This is a genomic window from Janthinobacterium sp. BJB401 (genome assembly GCF_013372745.1).
Classification (GTDB): domain Bacteria; phylum Pseudomonadota; class Gammaproteobacteria; order Burkholderiales; family Burkholderiaceae_D; genus Janthinobacterium; species Janthinobacterium rivuli.
This window is the reverse complement of record NZ_JABXFH010000037.1, coordinates 42316-60114: the sequence shown is the minus strand read 5'-3', so window position 1 is coordinate 60114 and position 17799 is coordinate 42316. Positions and strand designations below refer to the sequence as shown.

At 62.9% G+C, this 17799-nt stretch carries 19 protein-coding genes; 4 read left to right on the top strand and 15 right to left on the bottom strand.

All coding sequences use genetic code 11. From position 1 onward, the window contains the following. Positions 1 to 45 precede the first annotated feature (45 nt). Genes HWE17_RS20955 through HWE17_RS20945 form a run of 3 tightly spaced genes read right to left on the bottom strand, consistent with a single transcriptional unit; the run spans position 46 to position 1844 of the window. Positions 46 to 372, bottom strand: coding sequence for a barstar family protein (locus HWE17_RS20955; RefSeq protein WP_176390094.1), 327 nt, complete (start codon positions 370 to 372; stop codon positions 46 to 48). Positions 373 to 379: 7 nt separating this feature from the next. Beyond that, positions 380 to 1189: a 4-hydroxy-tetrahydrodipicolinate reductase gene (dapB, locus tag HWE17_RS20950; protein WP_176390093.1), complete on the bottom strand. Its 810-nt coding sequence runs from the start codon at positions 1187 to 1189 to the stop codon at positions 380 to 382. A 19-nt stretch (positions 1190 to 1208) separates the two neighbouring features. After that, complete coding sequence (locus HWE17_RS20945; RefSeq protein ID WP_255206337.1) at positions 1209 to 1844, bottom strand: outer membrane protein assembly factor BamE; 636 nt, start codon at positions 1842 to 1844, stop codon at positions 1209 to 1211. Between the two features lie 196 nt (positions 1845 to 2040). Between HWE17_RS20945 and fur the strand changes: the two genes are divergently transcribed. Then, on the top strand, positions 2041 to 2472 hold the full coding sequence (gene fur / locus HWE17_RS20940; RefSeq protein WP_034745717.1) for a ferric iron uptake transcriptional regulator: 432 nt from the start codon (positions 2041 to 2043) through the stop codon (positions 2470 to 2472). Positions 2473 to 2520: 48 nt separating this feature from the next. On the opposite strand, the gene hrcA is transcribed toward fur, so the two are convergent. Beyond that, the gene (hrcA, locus tag HWE17_RS20935) at positions 2521 to 3537 is read right to left on the bottom strand and encodes a heat-inducible transcriptional repressor HrcA (protein WP_034745713.1); all 1017 of its coding nucleotides are present in this window, start codon (positions 3535 to 3537) and stop codon (positions 2521 to 2523) included. 115 nt (positions 3538 to 3652) lie between these two features. Then, positions 3653 to 4378: an HAD family hydrolase gene (locus HWE17_RS20930; protein ID WP_176390092.1), complete on the bottom strand. Its 726-nt coding sequence runs from the start codon at positions 4376 to 4378 to the stop codon at positions 3653 to 3655. Between the two features lie 245 nt (positions 4379 to 4623). Here HWE17_RS20930 and HWE17_RS20925 point away from each other — a divergent pair, with 245 nt between their 5' ends. Together HWE17_RS20925 and HWE17_RS20920 are read left to right on the top strand one after the other, a co-directional pair. Next, positions 4624 to 5223, top strand: coding sequence for a hypothetical protein (locus tag HWE17_RS20925; RefSeq protein ID WP_176390091.1), 600 nt, complete (start codon positions 4624 to 4626; stop codon positions 5221 to 5223). A 36-nt stretch (positions 5224 to 5259) separates the two neighbouring features. Then, on the top strand, positions 5260 to 5844 hold the full coding sequence (locus HWE17_RS20920; RefSeq protein ID WP_176390090.1) for a hypothetical protein: 585 nt from the start codon (positions 5260 to 5262) through the stop codon (positions 5842 to 5844). Between the two features lie 186 nt (positions 5845 to 6030). On the opposite strand, the gene mmsB is transcribed toward HWE17_RS20920, so the two are convergent. From mmsB to HWE17_RS20895, 5 genes are read right to left on the bottom strand one after another with little or no spacing between them, the layout of a single operon-like run. Next, entirely contained in the window at positions 6031 to 6933 is a 903-nt protein-coding gene (mmsB, locus tag HWE17_RS20915) for a 3-hydroxyisobutyrate dehydrogenase (protein ID WP_035822699.1), read from the bottom strand. A 23-nt stretch (positions 6934 to 6956) separates the two neighbouring features. Next, positions 6957 to 8099: an enoyl-CoA hydratase/isomerase family protein gene (locus HWE17_RS20910; RefSeq protein ID WP_176390089.1), complete on the bottom strand. Its 1143-nt coding sequence runs from the start codon at positions 8097 to 8099 to the stop codon at positions 6957 to 6959. After that, entirely contained in the window at positions 8092 to 8877 is a 786-nt protein-coding gene (locus HWE17_RS20905; RefSeq protein WP_035822702.1) for an enoyl-CoA hydratase, read from the bottom strand. The genes HWE17_RS20910 and HWE17_RS20905 overlap by 8 nt, the downstream gene beginning before the upstream one ends. Then, the gene (locus tag HWE17_RS20900; RefSeq protein ID WP_176390088.1) at positions 8874 to 10034 is read right to left on the bottom strand and encodes an acyl-CoA dehydrogenase family protein; all 1161 of its coding nucleotides are present in this window, start codon (positions 10032 to 10034) and stop codon (positions 8874 to 8876) included. The genes HWE17_RS20905 and HWE17_RS20900 overlap by 4 nt, the downstream gene beginning before the upstream one ends. 9 nt (positions 10035 to 10043) lie before the next feature. Then, positions 10044 to 11552, bottom strand: a complete 1509-nt coding sequence (locus tag HWE17_RS20895; RefSeq protein WP_176390087.1) for a CoA-acylating methylmalonate-semialdehyde dehydrogenase — start codon at positions 11550 to 11552, stop codon at positions 10044 to 10046. A 157-nt stretch (positions 11553 to 11709) separates the two neighbouring features. Between HWE17_RS20895 and HWE17_RS20890 the strand changes: the two genes are divergently transcribed. Beyond that, positions 11710 to 13092, top strand: a complete 1383-nt coding sequence (locus HWE17_RS20890) for a short-chain fatty acyl-CoA regulator family protein (RefSeq protein WP_176390086.1) — start codon at positions 11710 to 11712, stop codon at positions 13090 to 13092. A gap of 1 nt (position 13093) precedes the next feature. Here the strand turns inward: HWE17_RS20890 and HWE17_RS20885 are convergent, their stop codons facing one another. Genes HWE17_RS20885 through HWE17_RS20865 form a run of 5 tightly spaced genes read right to left on the bottom strand, consistent with a single transcriptional unit; the run spans position 13094 to position 17797 of the window. Then, the gene (locus HWE17_RS20885) at positions 13094 to 14149 is read right to left on the bottom strand and encodes an adenosine deaminase (protein ID WP_176390085.1); all 1056 of its coding nucleotides are present in this window, start codon (positions 14147 to 14149) and stop codon (positions 13094 to 13096) included. A gap of 25 nt (positions 14150 to 14174) precedes the next feature. Then, positions 14175 to 15119, bottom strand: a complete 945-nt coding sequence (locus HWE17_RS20880) for a nucleoside hydrolase (protein ID WP_255206336.1) — start codon at positions 15117 to 15119, stop codon at positions 14175 to 14177. Between the two features lie 17 nt (positions 15120 to 15136). Next, the gene (locus tag HWE17_RS20875) at positions 15137 to 16168 is read right to left on the bottom strand and encodes an ABC transporter ATP-binding protein (protein WP_176390084.1); all 1032 of its coding nucleotides are present in this window, start codon (positions 16166 to 16168) and stop codon (positions 15137 to 15139) included. Between the two features lie 13 nt (positions 16169 to 16181). After that, the gene (locus HWE17_RS20870; protein ID WP_035822719.1) at positions 16182 to 16961 is read right to left on the bottom strand and encodes an ABC transporter permease; all 780 of its coding nucleotides are present in this window, start codon (positions 16959 to 16961) and stop codon (positions 16182 to 16184) included. Beyond that, positions 16958 to 17797: an ABC transporter permease gene (locus HWE17_RS20865; protein ID WP_176390083.1), complete on the bottom strand. Its 840-nt coding sequence runs from the start codon at positions 17795 to 17797 to the stop codon at positions 16958 to 16960. The genes HWE17_RS20870 and HWE17_RS20865 overlap by 4 nt, the downstream gene beginning before the upstream one ends. Between the last annotated feature and the right edge of the window lie 2 nt (positions 17798 to 17799).

Here is a 17799-nt window from a genome sequence, read left to right as displayed (position 1 = left end):
CTGAGGGTCCGACCCCGGTATTTCGCCGTTGGGGTGATACGACAATTATTTCAGGGTCAGCTTCAACGCCGGCTTCTCGCCATAATCCTCATAGCGCTCATTGATGCCGGCGATACAGAACGTGATTTCTTCCAGTAAATCCGGCACTTGCGCCTTCATCGCTTCCGCATCCTGCACAACGATGTCGAGCACTTCGTTTGGTTTCAAACGGAACTGCGTCATGTTTTCGTCGTCGCGCAGATAGCTGAGGCAATCGACCCAGGCATCCATGCTGTTGCCGTAGAACTCGGGGAAACCGAAGGCTGGCACGCATTGCGCGTGAAAGCTCGCTACGTCGGTGATGTCTTTTCCATTCAGGATGGCAGTGGCCATATCTTCCTCAGTTCTTCAGCGACAGCACGTCCTGCATGTCGAACAGGCCGGTCGGCTTGTCGACCAGGAAACGCGCGGCGCGCAGGGCGCCGTGGGCGTAGGTGACGCGGCTGCTCGACTTGTGGCTGATCTCGATGCGCTCGCCGATGCCGGCAAACAGCACCGTATGGTCGCCGACGATATCGCCGCCGCGGATGGTGGCAAAGCCGATGGTCGACGGGTCGCGTTCGCCCGTCACGCCTTCGCGGCCGTACACGGCGCATTCCTTCAAGTCGCGGCCCAGGGCACCGGCCACCACTTCGCCCATTTGCAGGGCCGTGCCCGACGGCGCATCGACCTTGTGGCGGTGATGGGCTTCGATGATCTCGATGTCATAGCCTTCGGACAGGCTTTTCGCGGCCAGTTCCAGCAGCTTCATGGTGACGTTCACGCCCACGCTCATGTTCGGCGCGAACATGATGGCCGTCTTTTCGGCGGCGGCGGCAATCGCAGCCTTGCCAGCGTCATCGAAACCGGTGGTGCCGATGATCATCTTGATGCCATGCTCGGCGCAATACGCCAGGTGCTGCAAAGTGCCTTCGGGACGCGTGAAGTCGATCAGGTAATCGGCGCCGGCCAGGCCGGTGGCCAAGTCGGATTCGATCAGCACGCCGGCAGGTTTACCGAGAAAGGCGGCGGCATCCTGGCCAACGGACGGCGAACCAGCGCGGTCCAGCGCGCCAGCGAGAACAGCGTCAGGCGCGTTGCTGACGGCTTCGATCAGGATATGGCCCATACGGCCGCTGGCGCCAGCGATGGCAATTTTCAGTTCAGTCATTTTATTCTCTTACAACAACTTATTTGGTGGGTTCGGCAGCGGGTGCAGGCTCGGCGGCAGGCGCCGTTGCAGGTGCAGGTACAAGCGCAGGCTTACTCACAGGAATGGCTGGCGCGGCATCGGCCGGCACCGGCACGGCGCTTGGCGCCACGGGCGATGGCACGGCGGCGGCAGGCGCGTCAGCCTTGGCAACCTTGGCGAATGGCGACGGACCGGCGATGCGGTCGATGTATTCTTTTTCCGTCGGCAAGTTGCCGCCTTCGAAACGTTCAACCTTGCCATCCTTGCCGAAGTACACGACCACGCGGCTGCTGGTGGTTTCGCCACTGCCCCGGGCCAGGCGGAACGGGTAATCCCAGCGGTCGGCATGGAAGATATCGGTCAGCAGCGAGGTGCCGAGGACGAAACGCACCTGGTCACGCGTCATGCCCACTTTCAACTGGGCCAGCATCTCTTCGGAGACAAAGTTGCCTTGTTGAATGTCAGGACGGTAGGGCGAGAAAAACCACATGAATTTTTGCAGCGGCGTGATGGTGGTCGTTTGTGCGCCCTGTTCGGGAACCAGTTCCTTGCCTTCTTTTTGAGCAGCTGCCGGCTTTTCGCCCAGAATGCCACGGCTGGCGCAGCCGGACATGGCCAGCGCGACACAGACCATGCCTGCCACGACTGGTGCTCGAAATGAAATACGGTGCCAGAGAGATGGCAATACAGCCGGTGTTACGCGCATAAATGACCTCAATTGGATGAACAAAACGCCAGGAGTGACCGGCCCGCCAAAAAAAAGCATATTTTGGCACTCCCCGACAAAACGCTATATGATAAAGCACCTGACCCACATACGAGCAACAAACATGAGTAACAATCCTAGTGATCTCAAGGCAAGCGGCCTGAAAGCCACCCTGCCACGGCTGAAGATACTCGATATCTTCCAGAGTAGCCCGGTACGCCACCTGACCGCGGAAGACGTGTATAAAATTCTGCTGGCCGACAATATGGATGTCGGTTTGGCAACTGTCTACCGCGTCCTGACCCAATTCGAACAGGCTGGCTTGCTCAACCGCAACCATTTTGAAACCGGCAAGGCGATTTTCGAACTCAACGAAGGCTCCCACCACGACCACCTGGTGTGCCTCGACTGTGGCCGGGTCGAAGAATTCTTCGACGAAGAAATCGAAATCCGCCAGCAAAAAGTGGCCGAGGAGCGCGGCTTCAAGATCGCCGAACACGCCCTGGCCATCTACGGCAACTGCACCAAGACAGCTTGCCCGCACAAAACCGCCTGATCCACGCTTGCCGCTCCCACGGAGCGGCTGGCGCGTCAGGCAGTACGATCAATGATGGCTGAGCGCGCTTGACAGCAACTTGGCCGTGATATCGACAATCGGGATGACGCGTTCGTAAGCCATGCGCGTCGGCCCGATCACTCCCAGCGTTCCCACGATCTTGCCGTTGACTTCATACGGCGCCGTCACCACGCTCATTTCATCCATCGGCACCAGGTTCGATTCGCCGCCGATGAAAATCTGCACGCCCGTCGCCTTGCTCGACACGTCGAGCAGCTGCATCAAACCCGTTTTTTGCTCGAACATGTCGAACATCTGGCGCAGCGAATGCATATTCGATGACAGATCGCTCACGCTGAGCAAGTTGCGCTCGCCGGAAATCACCATGTCGTCGCTATGGTCGGCCATCGCTTCGCTGCCCGCTTCCACGGCCGCCTGCATCAGGCTGCCCATATCGTCGCGCAGCTGGCGCAATTCGCCCTGCAGGCGCACGCGCACGGCGTCGAAGGACAGGCCGCCATAATTCTGATTGATATAGTTGGCCGATTGCACCAGTTGCGCCGGCGTATAGTCGGCTTCCGTCAGCAATAAACGGTTCTGCACGTCGCCGCCGGGGGCGACGATGACGAGCAGGATGCGTTTTTCGGACAGGCGCAAGAATTCGATTTGCTGGAACACGGATTCGCGCCGCGGGCTGAGCACGACGCCGGCGAACTGCGACAGCGACGACAACATCTGCGCCGCGTTGGCGATGGTCTTTTGCGGCTGCGGCGTCTGCAGGCGCATGCGCGACTCCACCAGATGCTCATCCAGATGCCGGACAGTCAGCAAGGTGTCGACAAAGATGCGGTAGCCGCGCGGCGTGGGGATGCGTCCGGCCGAGGTGTGCGGACTGGAGACATAACCGAGCTCTTCCAGGTCAGCCATGATGTTGCGGATCGTGGCTGGCGACAGGTCGAGGCCGGAAATTTTCGACAAGGCGCGCGAACCGACCGGCAGGCCGTCGGCGATATATCGCTCGACCAGGGCTTTCAGCAGTGTTTGGGCACGTGTATCGAGTTGCATGGTGTTTTATTTAGGCAAGTATTTCTTAGCAAGTATTTTTTAGAAAAGCGGCAACGAAAGCGGCCGAACGTGCAGCAACAGCGCCTATTATGCACGTTCGCTCGTCCCGCGGCGATCAATCTTCCAGTTGCCCCTGCAGCCACAACAGCAATTCATCAAAGTTGGCGCAGATGGCGTCGGGCTGCACGCCGGCGGCCAGGTGGGCATCGCTGCCCTTGCGGTTCATCCACACGGCACGCATGCCCGCCCCCTGCGCTCCCGTCACATCGAAATACAGATCGTCGCCGACATACACGGCTTCATGGGGCGCCACGTCCAGCGCGGCGCAAGCGGCCAGGAAGATGCTGGCGTCGGGCTTGGCCACGCCAAAGTCGCTGGCGGCGATCGATACCTTGAAATGCTGCGCCAGGCCGATAATTTCAAGGTCCGCATTGCCATTCGAGATGGAGCCGACCAGCATGCGCTGGCCCATCCAGGCCAGGCCCGGCAAGACGTCGTCATATGGCTGGACGCGATGACGGGCCGCAAGGAACTGCGCGATGGCGCCGTCGACCAGGGCGGGATCCTCGCCGGCCGCCTCGAAGGCGGCCAGCAGGCCCGCGCGGCGCAACTCGATCAGGTTGCCATGGAAATGCGGTTGTTCATTGAGCATGGCCAGACGGTGCTGGCGCAGCAGCTCGATGGAAAACTGCTGCGCCACCTTGGGTGCATGCGTGGCCAGCCAGTCGTGCAGCAGGGTTTCGGCGGCGGCAATCACGGGCGCGATGGGCCACAAGGTATCGTCGAGGTCGAAGAGGATGGCCTTGGGCGGCACGGCGGGTTTTACAGGAGCAAGGGACATGGGACTCACAATGGGATGCTGCGTCACAGTGCGCAGGGTATAGCTATTGTCGCACCGATCGCCGCCGCCGGCATGGCTGCGCCCCCGTGAAATGGGGCCGGGCCAGCGCTTCCCGGCGAAAAATTGTTACAGGGTGATACAAGGCAAGATCATTCAGCTTGCCAGATAGACTAAAATAGGCGCCATTCCAATGCGGCGCCAGCGTCCGCGTTGCGCTACCCAACCTAATTCGTTTTGGAGACTGTATGAAAAATTTGTACCTGCGCTCGATGCTGGCGGCGGCTTGCGCCGCCACACTGGCAGCCTGCGGCGGCAGCGGCGGCAACCTGTATCTGCAAGGCACGGTTGGCGGTCTGGCCAAGGATGGCCTGATTCTCCAGAATGACGGGGAACGCTTGCCGGTCCCTGCGGGCCAGGGCCAGTTTGTTTTCACCAAGCTGGTCAAGAACGATGACCGCTACGACATCACCATCGCGCAACAGCCCAAGGGCGCCGTTTGCACGATTATCAATGGCGTCGGCAAGGCATCGAGCTACTCCGTGACCACGGCCCAGGTGATCTGCAAGACCAATACCTACCCGCTTCGCGGCACGGTCACGGGCCTGAGCGCCGATGGCTTGCGTCTGGTGATGGGCCCCAACGGCACCACCCTGCTGGCTGGCGCCACCGCCTACGAATTCGCAAGTGTTGATGACGGCGCCGCGTACGGCATTTCCATACTGGCTCAGCCAACGGGCCTGAAGTGCCGCTTCCAGGGTTCCAGCAGTGCGGACGGCAGCGATACGGTCGGCACGATGGGCTCCGCCGCCACGACCGCGGCCACACTTGACTGCACGCCGCAGTAATCCTTGCGATCCGTCACCTATTTTTTGGAGAAATACATGAAGTTATCCTGCTTGCGCCCACTCGCCGCACTGCTGCTGACCCTGGGACTGGCCGCTTGCGGCGGCAAGGCCTCGTATGATGTCAGCGGCACCATCACAGGCTTGAACAATGAAGGACTGATCCTGGCCAATGGCAGCGACACCCTGCCGGTTCCTGCGGGCAAAACGTCGTTTACCTTCGGCAAGCGCATCGACTATGGCACCGACTACAACATCACCGTCAATAAACAACCAGCCCACATGACTTGCGGCATCAGCGGTGGTTCCGGTTCGGCTGGCCATTACATCAATATCAGCGCCGCGGTTACTTGCTCGCAAAACAGATATACCGTGGGCGGCACGGTTTCCGGCCTGACGGTGGACGGCCTGGTGCTGATTAACGGCAGTACGACAACAACGGTGGCCAAGGACGCCACGACCTTTACCATGTCCGGCTCGGTCGCCTATGGCGACACCTATGGCATCAGCGTCTCCGAAACCCAGCCAAAGGGGCTGAAGTGCTCGGTACAGCCAGGCACGGGCGGCGGCACCATGGGCGAAGCGAATGTGACGACGGTGCAGATCGTTTGCAATCCGGCCTGAGTGGCGGCAACGGTAGCCGCTGCGCGGCTACCGGGAAGAGATATCACGGAAATCTATAGTTGATATTCCAAAGATAAATTGGAGTTATATGTGGCGATGCAGCATAATGCATCTGTCTCCTCCAACTCTTCCAAGAATTGGATTTAGCCCGCTTTTACCAGCGGGCTTTTTTTTGCCCAAAATTCCTCAAACGGGTTTATTCAAGCCCGGCTGCAACATTTGCACGATGCTGGAGAAATCCTGCTGCGCATAACCGGCTTGCGCATGCATCTGGTACAACTGCCGCACCAGCCCGCCCAAGGGCGTGGGCGCGTTCGCCGACAGGGCCGACTGCTGCGCCAGGCCCAGGTCTTTCAGCATCAGCGCCGTGCCGAAGCCGCCCGTGTAATCGCGCGAAGCAGGCGTGCCGTCCATGACACCGGGCCACGGGTTGTACACTTCCAGGGTCCAGTTGCGGCCCGAACTCTTGGCCATGATATCGGACAACACTTTCGGGTCCAGGCCATGCGCCACGCCCAGGTTCAGCGCCTCGGCCGTCCCCGCCATCAAGATCCCCAGCAGCATGTTGTTGCAAATCTTCGCCACCTGGCCCGCGCCCGCCTCGCCCGCATGGAAGATGTTCTTGCCCATCTTTTCCAGCAAAGGCCGCGCCTGCTGCAAGGCCGCTACACTACCGCCGACGATAAAGGTCAGGGTGCCGGCCGCCGCGCCCGCCGTGCCGCCCGAGACGGGCGCATCGATCATGGCAAAGCCGCGCTCGCCAGCCGCTTGCGCTACCTGGCGCGCCACATCGGCCGCAATGGTGCTGCAATCGATGAACAAGGCACCGGGCTTGGCCGAGTCCAGCACGCCGCCGGCCGCCAGGTACAGTTCCTGCACGTGCTTGTTGGCTGGCAACATGGTGATGACGGCGTCGGCCGTCTGCACGGCCGCGCTGGCGGACGCAGCCGCCGTGGCGCCCGCCTCAACGAGGGACGCCACTGCCGCCGGCGCCAGGTCGAACACGGACACGTGGAAGCCGGCGGCCACCAGATTGCGGGCCATCGGCGCGCCCATGTTGCCCAAGCCGATGAAAGCGATATGTTGCATGGTAAAAATCTCCTGTTGTTCTTTTAATGCAGGTCGCGCAAAGGATGGCTATCCCATGGCGCCGCGAAATATTCATTGAGATACGCACCGCTGACCTCGGCCAGGCTGGCCGGCTGCCATTGCGGCGCGTTGTCCTTGTCGATCAGCAAGGCGCGCACGCCTTCGCGGAAATCGGCATGGGCACAGCATTGCACGGCAACAATCAATTCCAGCTGGAACACTTGCGCTAGACTCATGTGGCGTGTGCGGTCGCGCATGGCCCACACCAAGGCGGCCGAAGTGGGCGCGCCCTTGTCGAGCGAGTGGGCCGCCTTTTGCAGCCAGGCCGAATCGCCGTCATACGCGGCAATGGCCGCCACCACTTCAGGCAAGGTGGGCGCTTGCGTCAGCACGGCGATGGCGTCGAAGTTGGCGCGCACTTCCGAGACGGGCAGCATGGACGCCGGCGCCGAGAAGCCGCGCAGCAAGCGGTTCAGCTGCTCGCTGTTCGCCTGCGGGCTGGCTTGCCATTGCGCCAGCGCCAGCGAGTCGAGCACCATGGCGCGCTCTTCCTGGCGCAGGAAATAGTCGCCCAGACCGGTGAACAGGGCGTCGGCCGCGTTCATCGGCGCCCCCGTCAGCCCCAGGAACAGTCCGCTGCGCCCCGGCATGCGGCCCAGGAACCAGCTGCCGCCCACGTCGGGGAACAGGCCGATCGTGATTTCCGGCATGGCGATGCGCGTGCTTTCCGTCACGACACGGTGGCTGGCGCCCGCCATCAGGCCCAGCCCGCCGCCCATGACGATGCCGCCGCCCCACACCAGCAGCGGTTTCGCATACGTATGGATGCGGTGGTCGAGCCGGTATTCCTCGGCAAAGAAGGCCAGCGCCTGCGGGTTCGGCACGACATCCGGCTGCTCGACGATGGCCGTACGCAGGCTGCGCACGTCGCCGCCGGCACAGAAGGCCTTGTCGGTCGACGATTGCAGCACCACGCAGGCGATGGCGTCGTCACTGGCCCAGCGCACGAGGGCGCCATCGATGGCACGTATCATGTCCAGGTTCAGGGCATGCAAGGACTTTGGCGCGTCGAGGGTGATGACGCCCAGCTTCATGCCGCCAGGACAGTCGCGTTCTTCCAGTTTCACTGTTTCAAGCAAGGTTTCAGCCACAGTAGTTTCAACCATTCTTCCACTCCGCCGGACGTTTTTCCAGGAACGCTTGCACACCCTCTTTCTGGTCTTGCGTATCGAACAGGCCGAGGAACAGGGTGCGTTCATCGGGCAAGGAGTTGACCAGCGGATGGCTGCGCGCGCCCTGGATCAGGGTCTTGCACGCCGTCACGCTGCTGGGACTTTGGCGCGCCACCTTGGCGGCCAGGGCCAGCGCCGTGGCGGCAGCCTTGCCGGTGGGCACAACTTCCTCCACAAGGCCGATGGCCAGCGCCTTGGCCGCATCGACTCTCTCGCCGCATAAAATCATGCGCTTGGCCCAGCCTTCGCCCACCAGCCACGGCAAATGCTGCGTGCCGCCCGCGCACGGCAGCAAACCGACCGATGCTTCCGGCAAGGCCATCTGCGCATGTTCTTCGGCAATACGGATATCGCAGGCCAGCGCGCATTCGAGCCCGCCGCCCATGGCATAACCATTGATGGCGGCAATGCTGACGCCGCGAAACGCGGACAGCGCCTCGAAGGCCTCGCCAAACGCGGCGGCCATGGCGAACGCCGTGTCCTTATTGCCATCGGCAAACACTTTCAGATCCGCACCGGCCGAGAAGAACTTGGCGCCGCCGCCCGTGATCACCAGCGCGTACACGTCCGGATCCGCGTTCAGGTCGGCCACCAGCTGCGTCAGCGCGTTCAGGCTGGCCAGGGTCCACGTGTGGGCGGGCGGGTTGTCAAGCGTCACCAGGGCCGTATGGCCACGGCGTTCCAGCAGTAAATTTGTATACACTTTGCTCATCGTAAGGTCTCCGTGGCGCCGTCTTTCAAAATCGCTCGCGCGACGATCAGGCGCATGATTTCATTCGTCCCTTCCAGGATCTGGTGCACCCGCGTGTCGCGCACGTGGCGCTCGAGCGGATACTCGCGAATGTAGCCATAGCCGCCGTGCAATTGCAGCGCATCGTTGGCCACATTAAAACCGGCATCCGTGGCGAAACGTTTGGCCATGGCGCAATACGCCGTGGCGTCCGGGCTTTCCTGGTCCAGTTTCCAGGCTGCCAGGCGCACCATCTGGCGCGCCGCCACCAGTTCCGTCAGCATGTCGGCCAGCTTGAATTGCAGAGCCTGGAATTGCGCCAGTTCGCGGCCGAACTGCGTGCGCTCCTTCATGTACACCTGCGCCCGCGTGAGGGCCGCCTGCGCCGTGCCCACCGAGCACACGGCGATATTGATGCGCCCGCCATCGATGCCCTTCATGGCAATGGCAAAGCCTTCGCCTTCCGCGCCCAGCAAGTTAGCCGCCGGCACTTTCACCTGGTCGAAGCTGATGATGCGCGTGGGCTGGCTGTTCCAGCCCATCTTTTCTTCTTTCTTGCCATACACGATGCCGGGCAAGTTGGCCGGCACGGCAAACGCGGAAATACCCCCAGCGCCCTCGCCGCCGGTTCTCGCCATGACGATCAGCATATCCGTCTGGCCCGCGCCGGAAATGAAGGCTTTCGTGCCGTCGAGTACATAAAAGTCGCCATTCCTGACGGCTTTGGTGCGCAACGATGCCGCGTCGGAACCGGATTGCGGTTCCGTCAGGCAATAGCTGGCCAGCTTCTGCCCGGCGGCCAGGGCCGGCACCCACTCGTCGCACAGGGCTTCTTGGCCCCAGCGCGATAGCATCCAGGTGGCCATGTTGTGGATGGTGATGTAAGCCGTGGTCGAGGTGCAGCCGCCGGCCAGCTCTTCAAACACGATGGCCGCATCCTGGCGGGAGAGGCCCAGGCCGCCCCAGCGCTGTGGCGTGTACAGGCCGCAAAAGCCCATCTCGCCCGCCTTGGCTATCGTTTCCACAGGAAAAATCGATTCCGCGTCCCAATGGGCCGCGTGCGGCGCCAGTTCGCCTTCGGCAAACGCGCGCGCCGCCTGCTGGAACTCGCGCTGCTCGTCGCTCAGTTCAAAGTCCATGCCAGCTCCTTATTTCAGGCTGATGGTGGTGTTGACCTTGCCCACCGAGGCAGCGTCCGTGAACCAGCGCTGGGTAATCGTTTGCGTCTGCGTGTAGAACAGCACGACTTGCTTGCCGAACGGACCCAAATCTCCCAGCTTGGAGCCGCGCGAGCCCGTAAAGCTGAACAGGGGAACGGGCACGGGAATGGGCACGTTGATGCCGACCTGGCCCACGTCGATTTCTTCCTGGAAGTAGCGGGCGGCCGCGCCGCTTTGCGTGAACAGCGCCGTGCCGTTGCCGTTCGGATTCGCGTTGACCAGGGCAATCGCTTCATCGAGCGTGTCGACTTCGACGACGATCAGCACGGGGCCAAAGATTTCCTGGTCATACACGGCCATGCCCGGTTTCACGCCAGACAGAATCGTCGGTCCGACGAAGTTGCCGTTCGGGTAGCCATCGACCTTGACGTCGCGGCCATCGAGGGTCAGCACGGCGCCCTGTTCGATGCCCTTGGCGACCAGGCTGAAGACGCGCTCTTTTGCCGCGCACGAGATGACGGGACCCAGGTCAGGATTGTCCTTGCCCGCGCCCACCGTCAAGGTCTGCGCCTTGGCCGATAATTCCGGCAGCCACTCGCGCGCCTCGCCCACCAGCACGGCGACCGAGGCGGCCATGCAGCGCTGGCCGGCCGCGCCGAAGCCTGCGCCCAGCAACTGGTTCAGGGTCTGTTCTTTATTGGCGTCCGGCAAGACGACGGCGTGGTTCTTGGCACCCATCATGCATTGCGCGCGCTTGCCGTTCAGGCTGGCGCGCTGGTACACGTGCGTGCCCACCTTGCTCGATCCCACGAACGAGATCGCCTTGATGTTCGGGTGGTCGCACAGGGCATTGACGACGTCTTCGCCGCCGTGTATCACGTTCAGCACGCCGGCCGGGATGCCAGCCTGCAAGGCCAGGCGCACGAGTTTTTCCGTCACGAGCGGGTCTTGCTCCGATGGTTTCAGCACGAAAGTGTTGCCACAGGCAATCGCCATCGGGAACATCCACAGCGGGATCATGGCAGGGAAATTGAACGGGGTAATGCCGGCGCACACGCCCAGCGGCTGCATCACGCTGTAGGTATCGACGCCGCCGGCCACGTTTTGCGCATATTCACCCATTTGCAGGGTGCCGATATTGGCGGCATGCTCCACCACTTCCAGGCCACGGAAGACGTCGCCTTCCGCGTCGAGCAGGGTCTTGCCCTGTTCCATGGTGAGCGTCGCGGCCAGATCGGCCATGTTTTCACGGATCAGCTGCTGGAGCTTCAAAAAGATACGCGCGCGCGCGCCAATCGGCGTCTTGCGCCAGGTTTTGAAGGCGCGCTGGGCCGAGGCGATGGCCGCGTTGACTTCGTCCGGCGTGGCGAACGGTACGCGGGCCAATACTTCCTGCGTGGCAGGGTTGACGACGTCGCGCCAGATGGTGGTTTGGGATTCAACCCACTCGCCGTTGATCAACAGTGGAACGGTCGGAATTGCAGTTTGCGTGGTCACTCGGTGTCTCCTTGTGTGGGTATCAGTCTGTTTGCATTATTCGCACAATCGCCGCCGCGAACAAGGCGTGAAAATGCGAGATAATGCAAAGCTGAATCTGTTAATCTGCAAATATTGTAAATTTGCAGATTCCACAAACCGGGGAAGAGGAAACGCGATGGCAAAGGTTTTCATGGGCGTGCGCCTGCAGCGGCTGCGCGAGGAACGGCGCATGACGCAGGTGGCGCTGGCCAAGTCCCTGGGCATTTCGCCCAGCTACCTGAACCAGATGGAACGCAACCAGCGCCCGCTGACGGTGCCGATTTTGCTGCGCATCGGCACGGTGCTGGGGGTCGATCCGCAAATCTTTTCCGAACACGACAGCGCCAGCCTCGTGGCCGACGTGCGCGACGTGTTCGGCGAACTGCCGGACGCGCCGCCCACGTCGATGGCGGAACTCAAGATGCTGGTGGAAAACATGCCGGAGCTGGCCCGCTCGATCTTGCTCTTGCAGCGGCGCTACCGTGTGATGGCGGAGCGGGCCGACACGCTGGCCGCGCGTCTCGACGATGGCAGCCGCGGCGCCAGCTCGGCGGCCCCGTCCACGGACGAGGAAGTGCGCGAATACCTGAACCGGCGGCAAAATTACATCGATGAGCTGGACCGGGCGGCGGAACTGGTGGCGGGCGAGTTCGATCCCACCCTGCGCACGCTCGATGCGCTGCAAGGCCGCTTGCTGGAGCGCCACGGCATCGCAGTGCGCTTGTCCGATGGCGACGCGGGCATGGTGCGCAAGCACCGCTACGACGCCCAGCAACAGATACTGTGGCTGCCCGACACCCTGACGGGCGGCCAGCGCGCCTTCCAGATGGCGGCGCAAATCAGCCTGCTCGAGCACAGCGAGCTGATCGACGCTCTCGTGCTGGCGGCGGGACTCTCCGGCGCGGCCGCGCAAACGAGCGCGCGCCTGGCGTTTTCCAATTATTTCGCGGGCGCCCTGTTGATGCCGTACCAGCGCTTCCTGCAGGCGGCGGAAACGCGCGCCTACGATATCGAGCGCCTGGCGCACCAGTTCGGCGTGGGCTTCGAAGCCGTGTGCCACCGCCTGAGCACCATGCAGCGCCCCGACGCGGCCGGGCTGCCGTTTTTCTTCGTGCGCGTCGACCGCGCAGGCAACGTCTCGAAGCGCCAGTCGGCCACGGACTTTCATTTCTCAAGAGTGGGTGGCACGTGCCCGCTGTGGATCGTCTACGACGCCTTCAGCCATCCGGGACAAGTACTCACGCAAGTGGCCAGCATGCCGGACGGCTGCACCTATCTGTGGATCGCGCGCCAGGTCAGCACGGCCTCGCCGGGCTTTCGGGCACCGGGCAAGACGTTTGCCGTGGCGCTGGGCTGCGACATTTCGCAGGCGCACCGGCTGATCTACTCGAAGGGACTCGATTTGCACGACCCGAGCAGCGCCACGCCCATCGGCACGGGCTGCAAGGTGTGCGAGCGCCAAAGCTGCCCGCAGCGGGCGTTTCCGTCGCTGCTGGCACCGCCGCCAGCGTCGGCCTGATTTACTCGGCGACCCGGGCGCGCAACGCATCGAATTCGCGCGCAAACTCCGCGCGCCAGTCGCGCCGCGTGGACTCGTCTATCCAGGCCGCGTCGAGGCCATTCAACATGAAGCCGCGCATGTCATCGAGGCCGAAACCGAATTCGCGCATCATCATCCAGGCGCCCGTCGGCGTCACGTGGTGCAGGGTCGGGTCGTCCGTGTTCGGATGCAGTTTCAGGCCCAGCTTGGCCATGGCGCGGATCGGGTGGTCGAGCGCCCAGCGTTCGGGCGCCAGGGTGCGCAGATAATAGGAATTGGTCGGCACCACGGTGAAGACAAGGCCGCGCTCCACGCAGCGCTGCGCCAGTTCCGGGTTGTCGACGATGGTGTAGCCGTGGTCGACCCGGTCCACCTTCAATTCGTCTATCGCCGTCGCCACGTTCATCCACGGCATGCCGAATTCGCCCGCATGCGCCGTGCATTTGAAACCGGCCTCGCGCGCGGCGCGGTAAGCTTCGATGAACAGCTCGGGCGGGCGGTCGTTTTCGCGGTAGTCGATGCCGATGCCGATGACTTCCGGCGCGCGGTAAGCCTTCATCCATTCCACCATCTGCACGGCTTCGGCGGGAGCCGCTTCGCGGTCGATGCTGGGGATCAAACGGCCGATCACGCCAAAGTCGCGCTGCGCGTCGCGGATGGCGGCCACGATGGCGTCTTGCGCCGCCTCATAGCGGATACCCGAGACGCGTACGGTGCCGGTCGGGTTCCAGAAGAACTCCGCATAGCGCACGCCGTGGCCATGCACGTCTTCCAGGTATTCGTAGGCCAGGCAATACAGGTCTGTCGGCGAGACGATCAGGTGCGCATCGAGCGCGCGCAGCACGCGCAGCACGCCGACGGGCTTTTCGCCGCGCGTGTAGAAAGAGTCGATTTCCTCGGGGGTGACGACATTGCCCGTCTTCGCGGCCAGCGCGCGGAAAGTAGCCTGGCGCACCGTGCCGAACAAATGGCAATGCAACTCCACTTTCGGCATGGCGCGTAAAAACTGTTCGATGCTCAGGGGGGAATTAGACATGAAACTCGTTTCGTAATGAAGTGGATCAGGCTAGAAGGCGGGCGAGGCGCTGCATCAGCAGTGCGATGGCGGCCGGGCCGTCGGCCAGCATCGCCACTTGCGTATTGATGGCGGCGCGGCGCGGCACGCGGAACTCGCACACCGTCATGCCGCGCGTCAGTTCGCCCGTCAATTCGATGGCCACGTGGGCGCTCTGGAACTGGAACAGCTGCGGCGCTTCCAGGTACAGGGCCACCACGGGGTCGTACATGGGCATGGGCACGGAACCGTCGGCGCTGCGGATGCGCACATACGCTTCCAGGTAGCCGGCCAGCCGCTGCGCGCGCGGCGTGCCGATGGCGCGCAGCTGCCGCACTTCCGCATTCGTCACCAAGAGCTGGCGGCACAGGTTCAGGCCGAACATGCGTAGCGGGATGCCGGCCTGGAACACCTGGGCGGCCGCTTCCGGGTCCGCATAGATATTGAATTCGGCCGCCGCCGTATGGTTGCCCTGGTCGGTCGAGCCGCCCATCAAAATGATTTCGACGATTTTTTCCGCGATGTCGGGCGCCTTGGCCAGCGCGGTTGCGATATTGGTCATCGGCGCAATCGCCATGATGGTGATCTGGCCAGGATACTTGCGCACGGCGTCAATCAGCGCATCGACGGCGTGGCCGGGAGCGTCCGTGGCCGCGCCGGGTGGCAGGATCTCGCCCGTCGTCGGCATGCCGCTGTCGCCGAGGATGCGCTGCGCCGTTTCGATGACGCCGGCCAGCGGCTCTTCGCAGCCGCGGTAGATCGGCACCGTCAAACCGTCATGGGCCTTGATGCGCAAGGCGTTGTCGTAGGTGATGGCGACGGGCGCATTGCCCGCCACCACGCTCACGCCCAGCCACTCGATGTCCGGATTGCTACTCAAGAGCAGCATCGTCAGCCAGTCGTCGAAACCGGGATCGGTGTCGAGCCAGATCTTTTTCAAGGGTTTGTCCATGATGATTCCAAACGAGGTTACGCAGCCAAACACAGGGCGCTGCCGGCAGGCAGCACGAACGAGACGGCAGTGCCTTCGCGCCAGGCGGCGCCGCCGGCCGCACAGATACCCTTGACCTGGCCCAGCGGCGTTTGCAGCAGGTATTCGACGGTGTCGCCCAGGAAGCCACGCGCCAGCACGGTGCCCGGATACTGGCCCGCCGCGTCATCAAAGGCGCAGACGCGCACCTTGTCCGGACGCCAGCCCAGCACCGTGGTGCCGGCAGCGACGGGAGACGTGTACGGCAGGCTGGCGCCCGCGTGGTGCAACGCGCCGTCGCGGTAGTCGAACAGGTTTTCAAAGCCCATGAAGTTGGCGACAAAGCGCGTCGACGGCGTATTGAAGACGGCTTCCGGCGCGGCCAGCTGCTCGATGCGCCCGCCATTCATGACGACGATGCGGTCGGACAGGGCCAGCGCTTCTTCCTGGTCATGCGTCACGTACAGCATGGTGATGCCCAGTTCGCGCTGGATGCGGCGCAGTTCGGCGCGCATCTGCACGCGCAGCTTGGCGTCCAGGTTCGACAGCGGTTCATCGAGCAGCAGCAGGGCCGGCTCGACGACGATGGCGCGCGCCAGCGCCACGCGCTGCTGCTGGCCGCCGGACATCTGCGCCGGCAAGCGGGTTTCAAAACCCGTCAGGCCGACGGCGGCGATCACGGCTTCCACCTTGGTTTTCAGCAGGGCCGGCGCGACCTTGCGCAGGCGCAAACCAAAAGCGATGTTGTCGTACACGTTCAGGTGCGGGAACAGCGCGTACGACTGGAACACCATGCCGATATTGCGCTTGTTCGGCGCCAGCTTGCCGATTTCGCGGCCATCCAAAATGATGCGGCCCGACTGCAGCGGCATCAGGCCGGCGATGGCGCGCATGGTGGTGGTCTTGCCGCAGCCGCTGGGGCCCAGCAGGGAGATCAGTTCGCCCTGCTCGACGTGCAGGTCCAGGTCTTTGACGGACGTCGTGTTCTTGGCGTAGCCGAGGTTCAGCTTGTGCAGTTCCAGATAACTCATGGTGTGTTGCCTCTTACATGTATTTAGAAATGCCCAGCACCTTCTCGGTCACCATCACGAAGGCCATGGTGAACAAGACCAACAAGGTCGACAGGGCAGCGATCGACGGGTCGAAGCTGTTTTCCATATGGCCCAGCATCTCGATCGGCAAGGTGCTGATGCCGGGGCCCGTGAGGAACAGCGACACGGGCACCTGGTTGAACGAGGTGACGAAGGCGAGGAAGAAGGCGGCGATCACGGCGTTGCGGATATTCGGCAGCACGATCATGAAGAAGGCCCGCAGGCGCGACGCGCCCAGGGTGATGGCGGCATCTTCGATATCCACGCGCAGGTTGACCAGGCTGGCGTACACGACGCGCACCGAATACGGAATCAGCAGCGCGATGTGGCCGATCAGCAGGCCCACGTACACAGGCGCGTTAATCGTCAGCACCAGGTGGTGCAGCAAGCCCAGGCCGACGAGGATGGCGGGAATGATCAGCGGCGACGTCAGGATCTGGCGGATGGCACCGATACCGGGTGGCGGCATGCGCGAAAACGCATACGCGACGGGTATGCCCAGCAGCAGCGCGATGACGGTGGCGATCAGGCCGATCTCCAGGCTGGTCTGGAAAGCGCGGCGGAACTCGGGCGCCGACCACACTTCGAGGATCCAGCGCAGCGAATACGACTCGGGCGGGAACGCCAGCGTCTCGCCGCCGGAAAAGCCGGCCAGCACGACGATGGCGAAAGGCCCCAGCAGGAACAAAAACACCAGCCACAGGACGGCGCGCGAAAACAGGCTTTCTTTCATACGGAACTCCGGCTCGAGGAAATACGTTTAAGGCCGGCATTCACCAGCAGGGTCATGCAGACGAGGATGACGGCGATGACATTCGCCGCGCCGAAATCGCTCTCCACGCTGACCTTCTGGTAGAGCAGGGTTTCCAGCATCAGCACCTTGGTGCCGCCCAGCAGGGCCGGCGTCACGTAGGCCGTCACGCAGCCCGTAAATACCAGGGTGCCGCCGACAACCAGGCCTTCCTGCGTCAGCGGCAGGGTGACCTTGCAGAATACTTGCCATGGATTGGCGCCCAAAGTCGCCGCGGCCGGTTCCACGTCGCGCGGCAGGTTTTCCAGCGCGCCCGCCAAGGACATCAGCATCAGCGGCAGCAGCAATTGCAGCAGGCCGACAAACACGGCGAACTCGCTGAACAGCAAACGCTGGGGCTCTTCCGTGAAACCCATGTTGACCAGCGCCGCGTTGACGGCGCCGTTACGGCCCAGCAGCACGATCCACGCATAGGTACGCGCGATCGGCGAGACCATCAGCGGCAGGATCATCATGCCGACCACCAGCCCGCGCCACTTCGGCGACACGCGCGCCACGGCTTGCGCGGCCGGGTAACCGAGGATGATGGAGGCGAGCGTCACCAGCGCGGCGATGCGCAGGGTGCGCCAGAAGATGGTGCGGTTGAATTCCTGCGAGAAGAAGTCAATGAAGCGGTCAACGCCCCACTGCATGCCGTCGCCGACGCGGAAGGCGTCGACCAGCAAAGCCAGCACGGGCAGCAGGAAGCAGACAACGATAAAGATCAGCGCCGGCAGGACCAGCAGCAGTCCCAGACGCTTTTTTGGATCAGCAAACATGG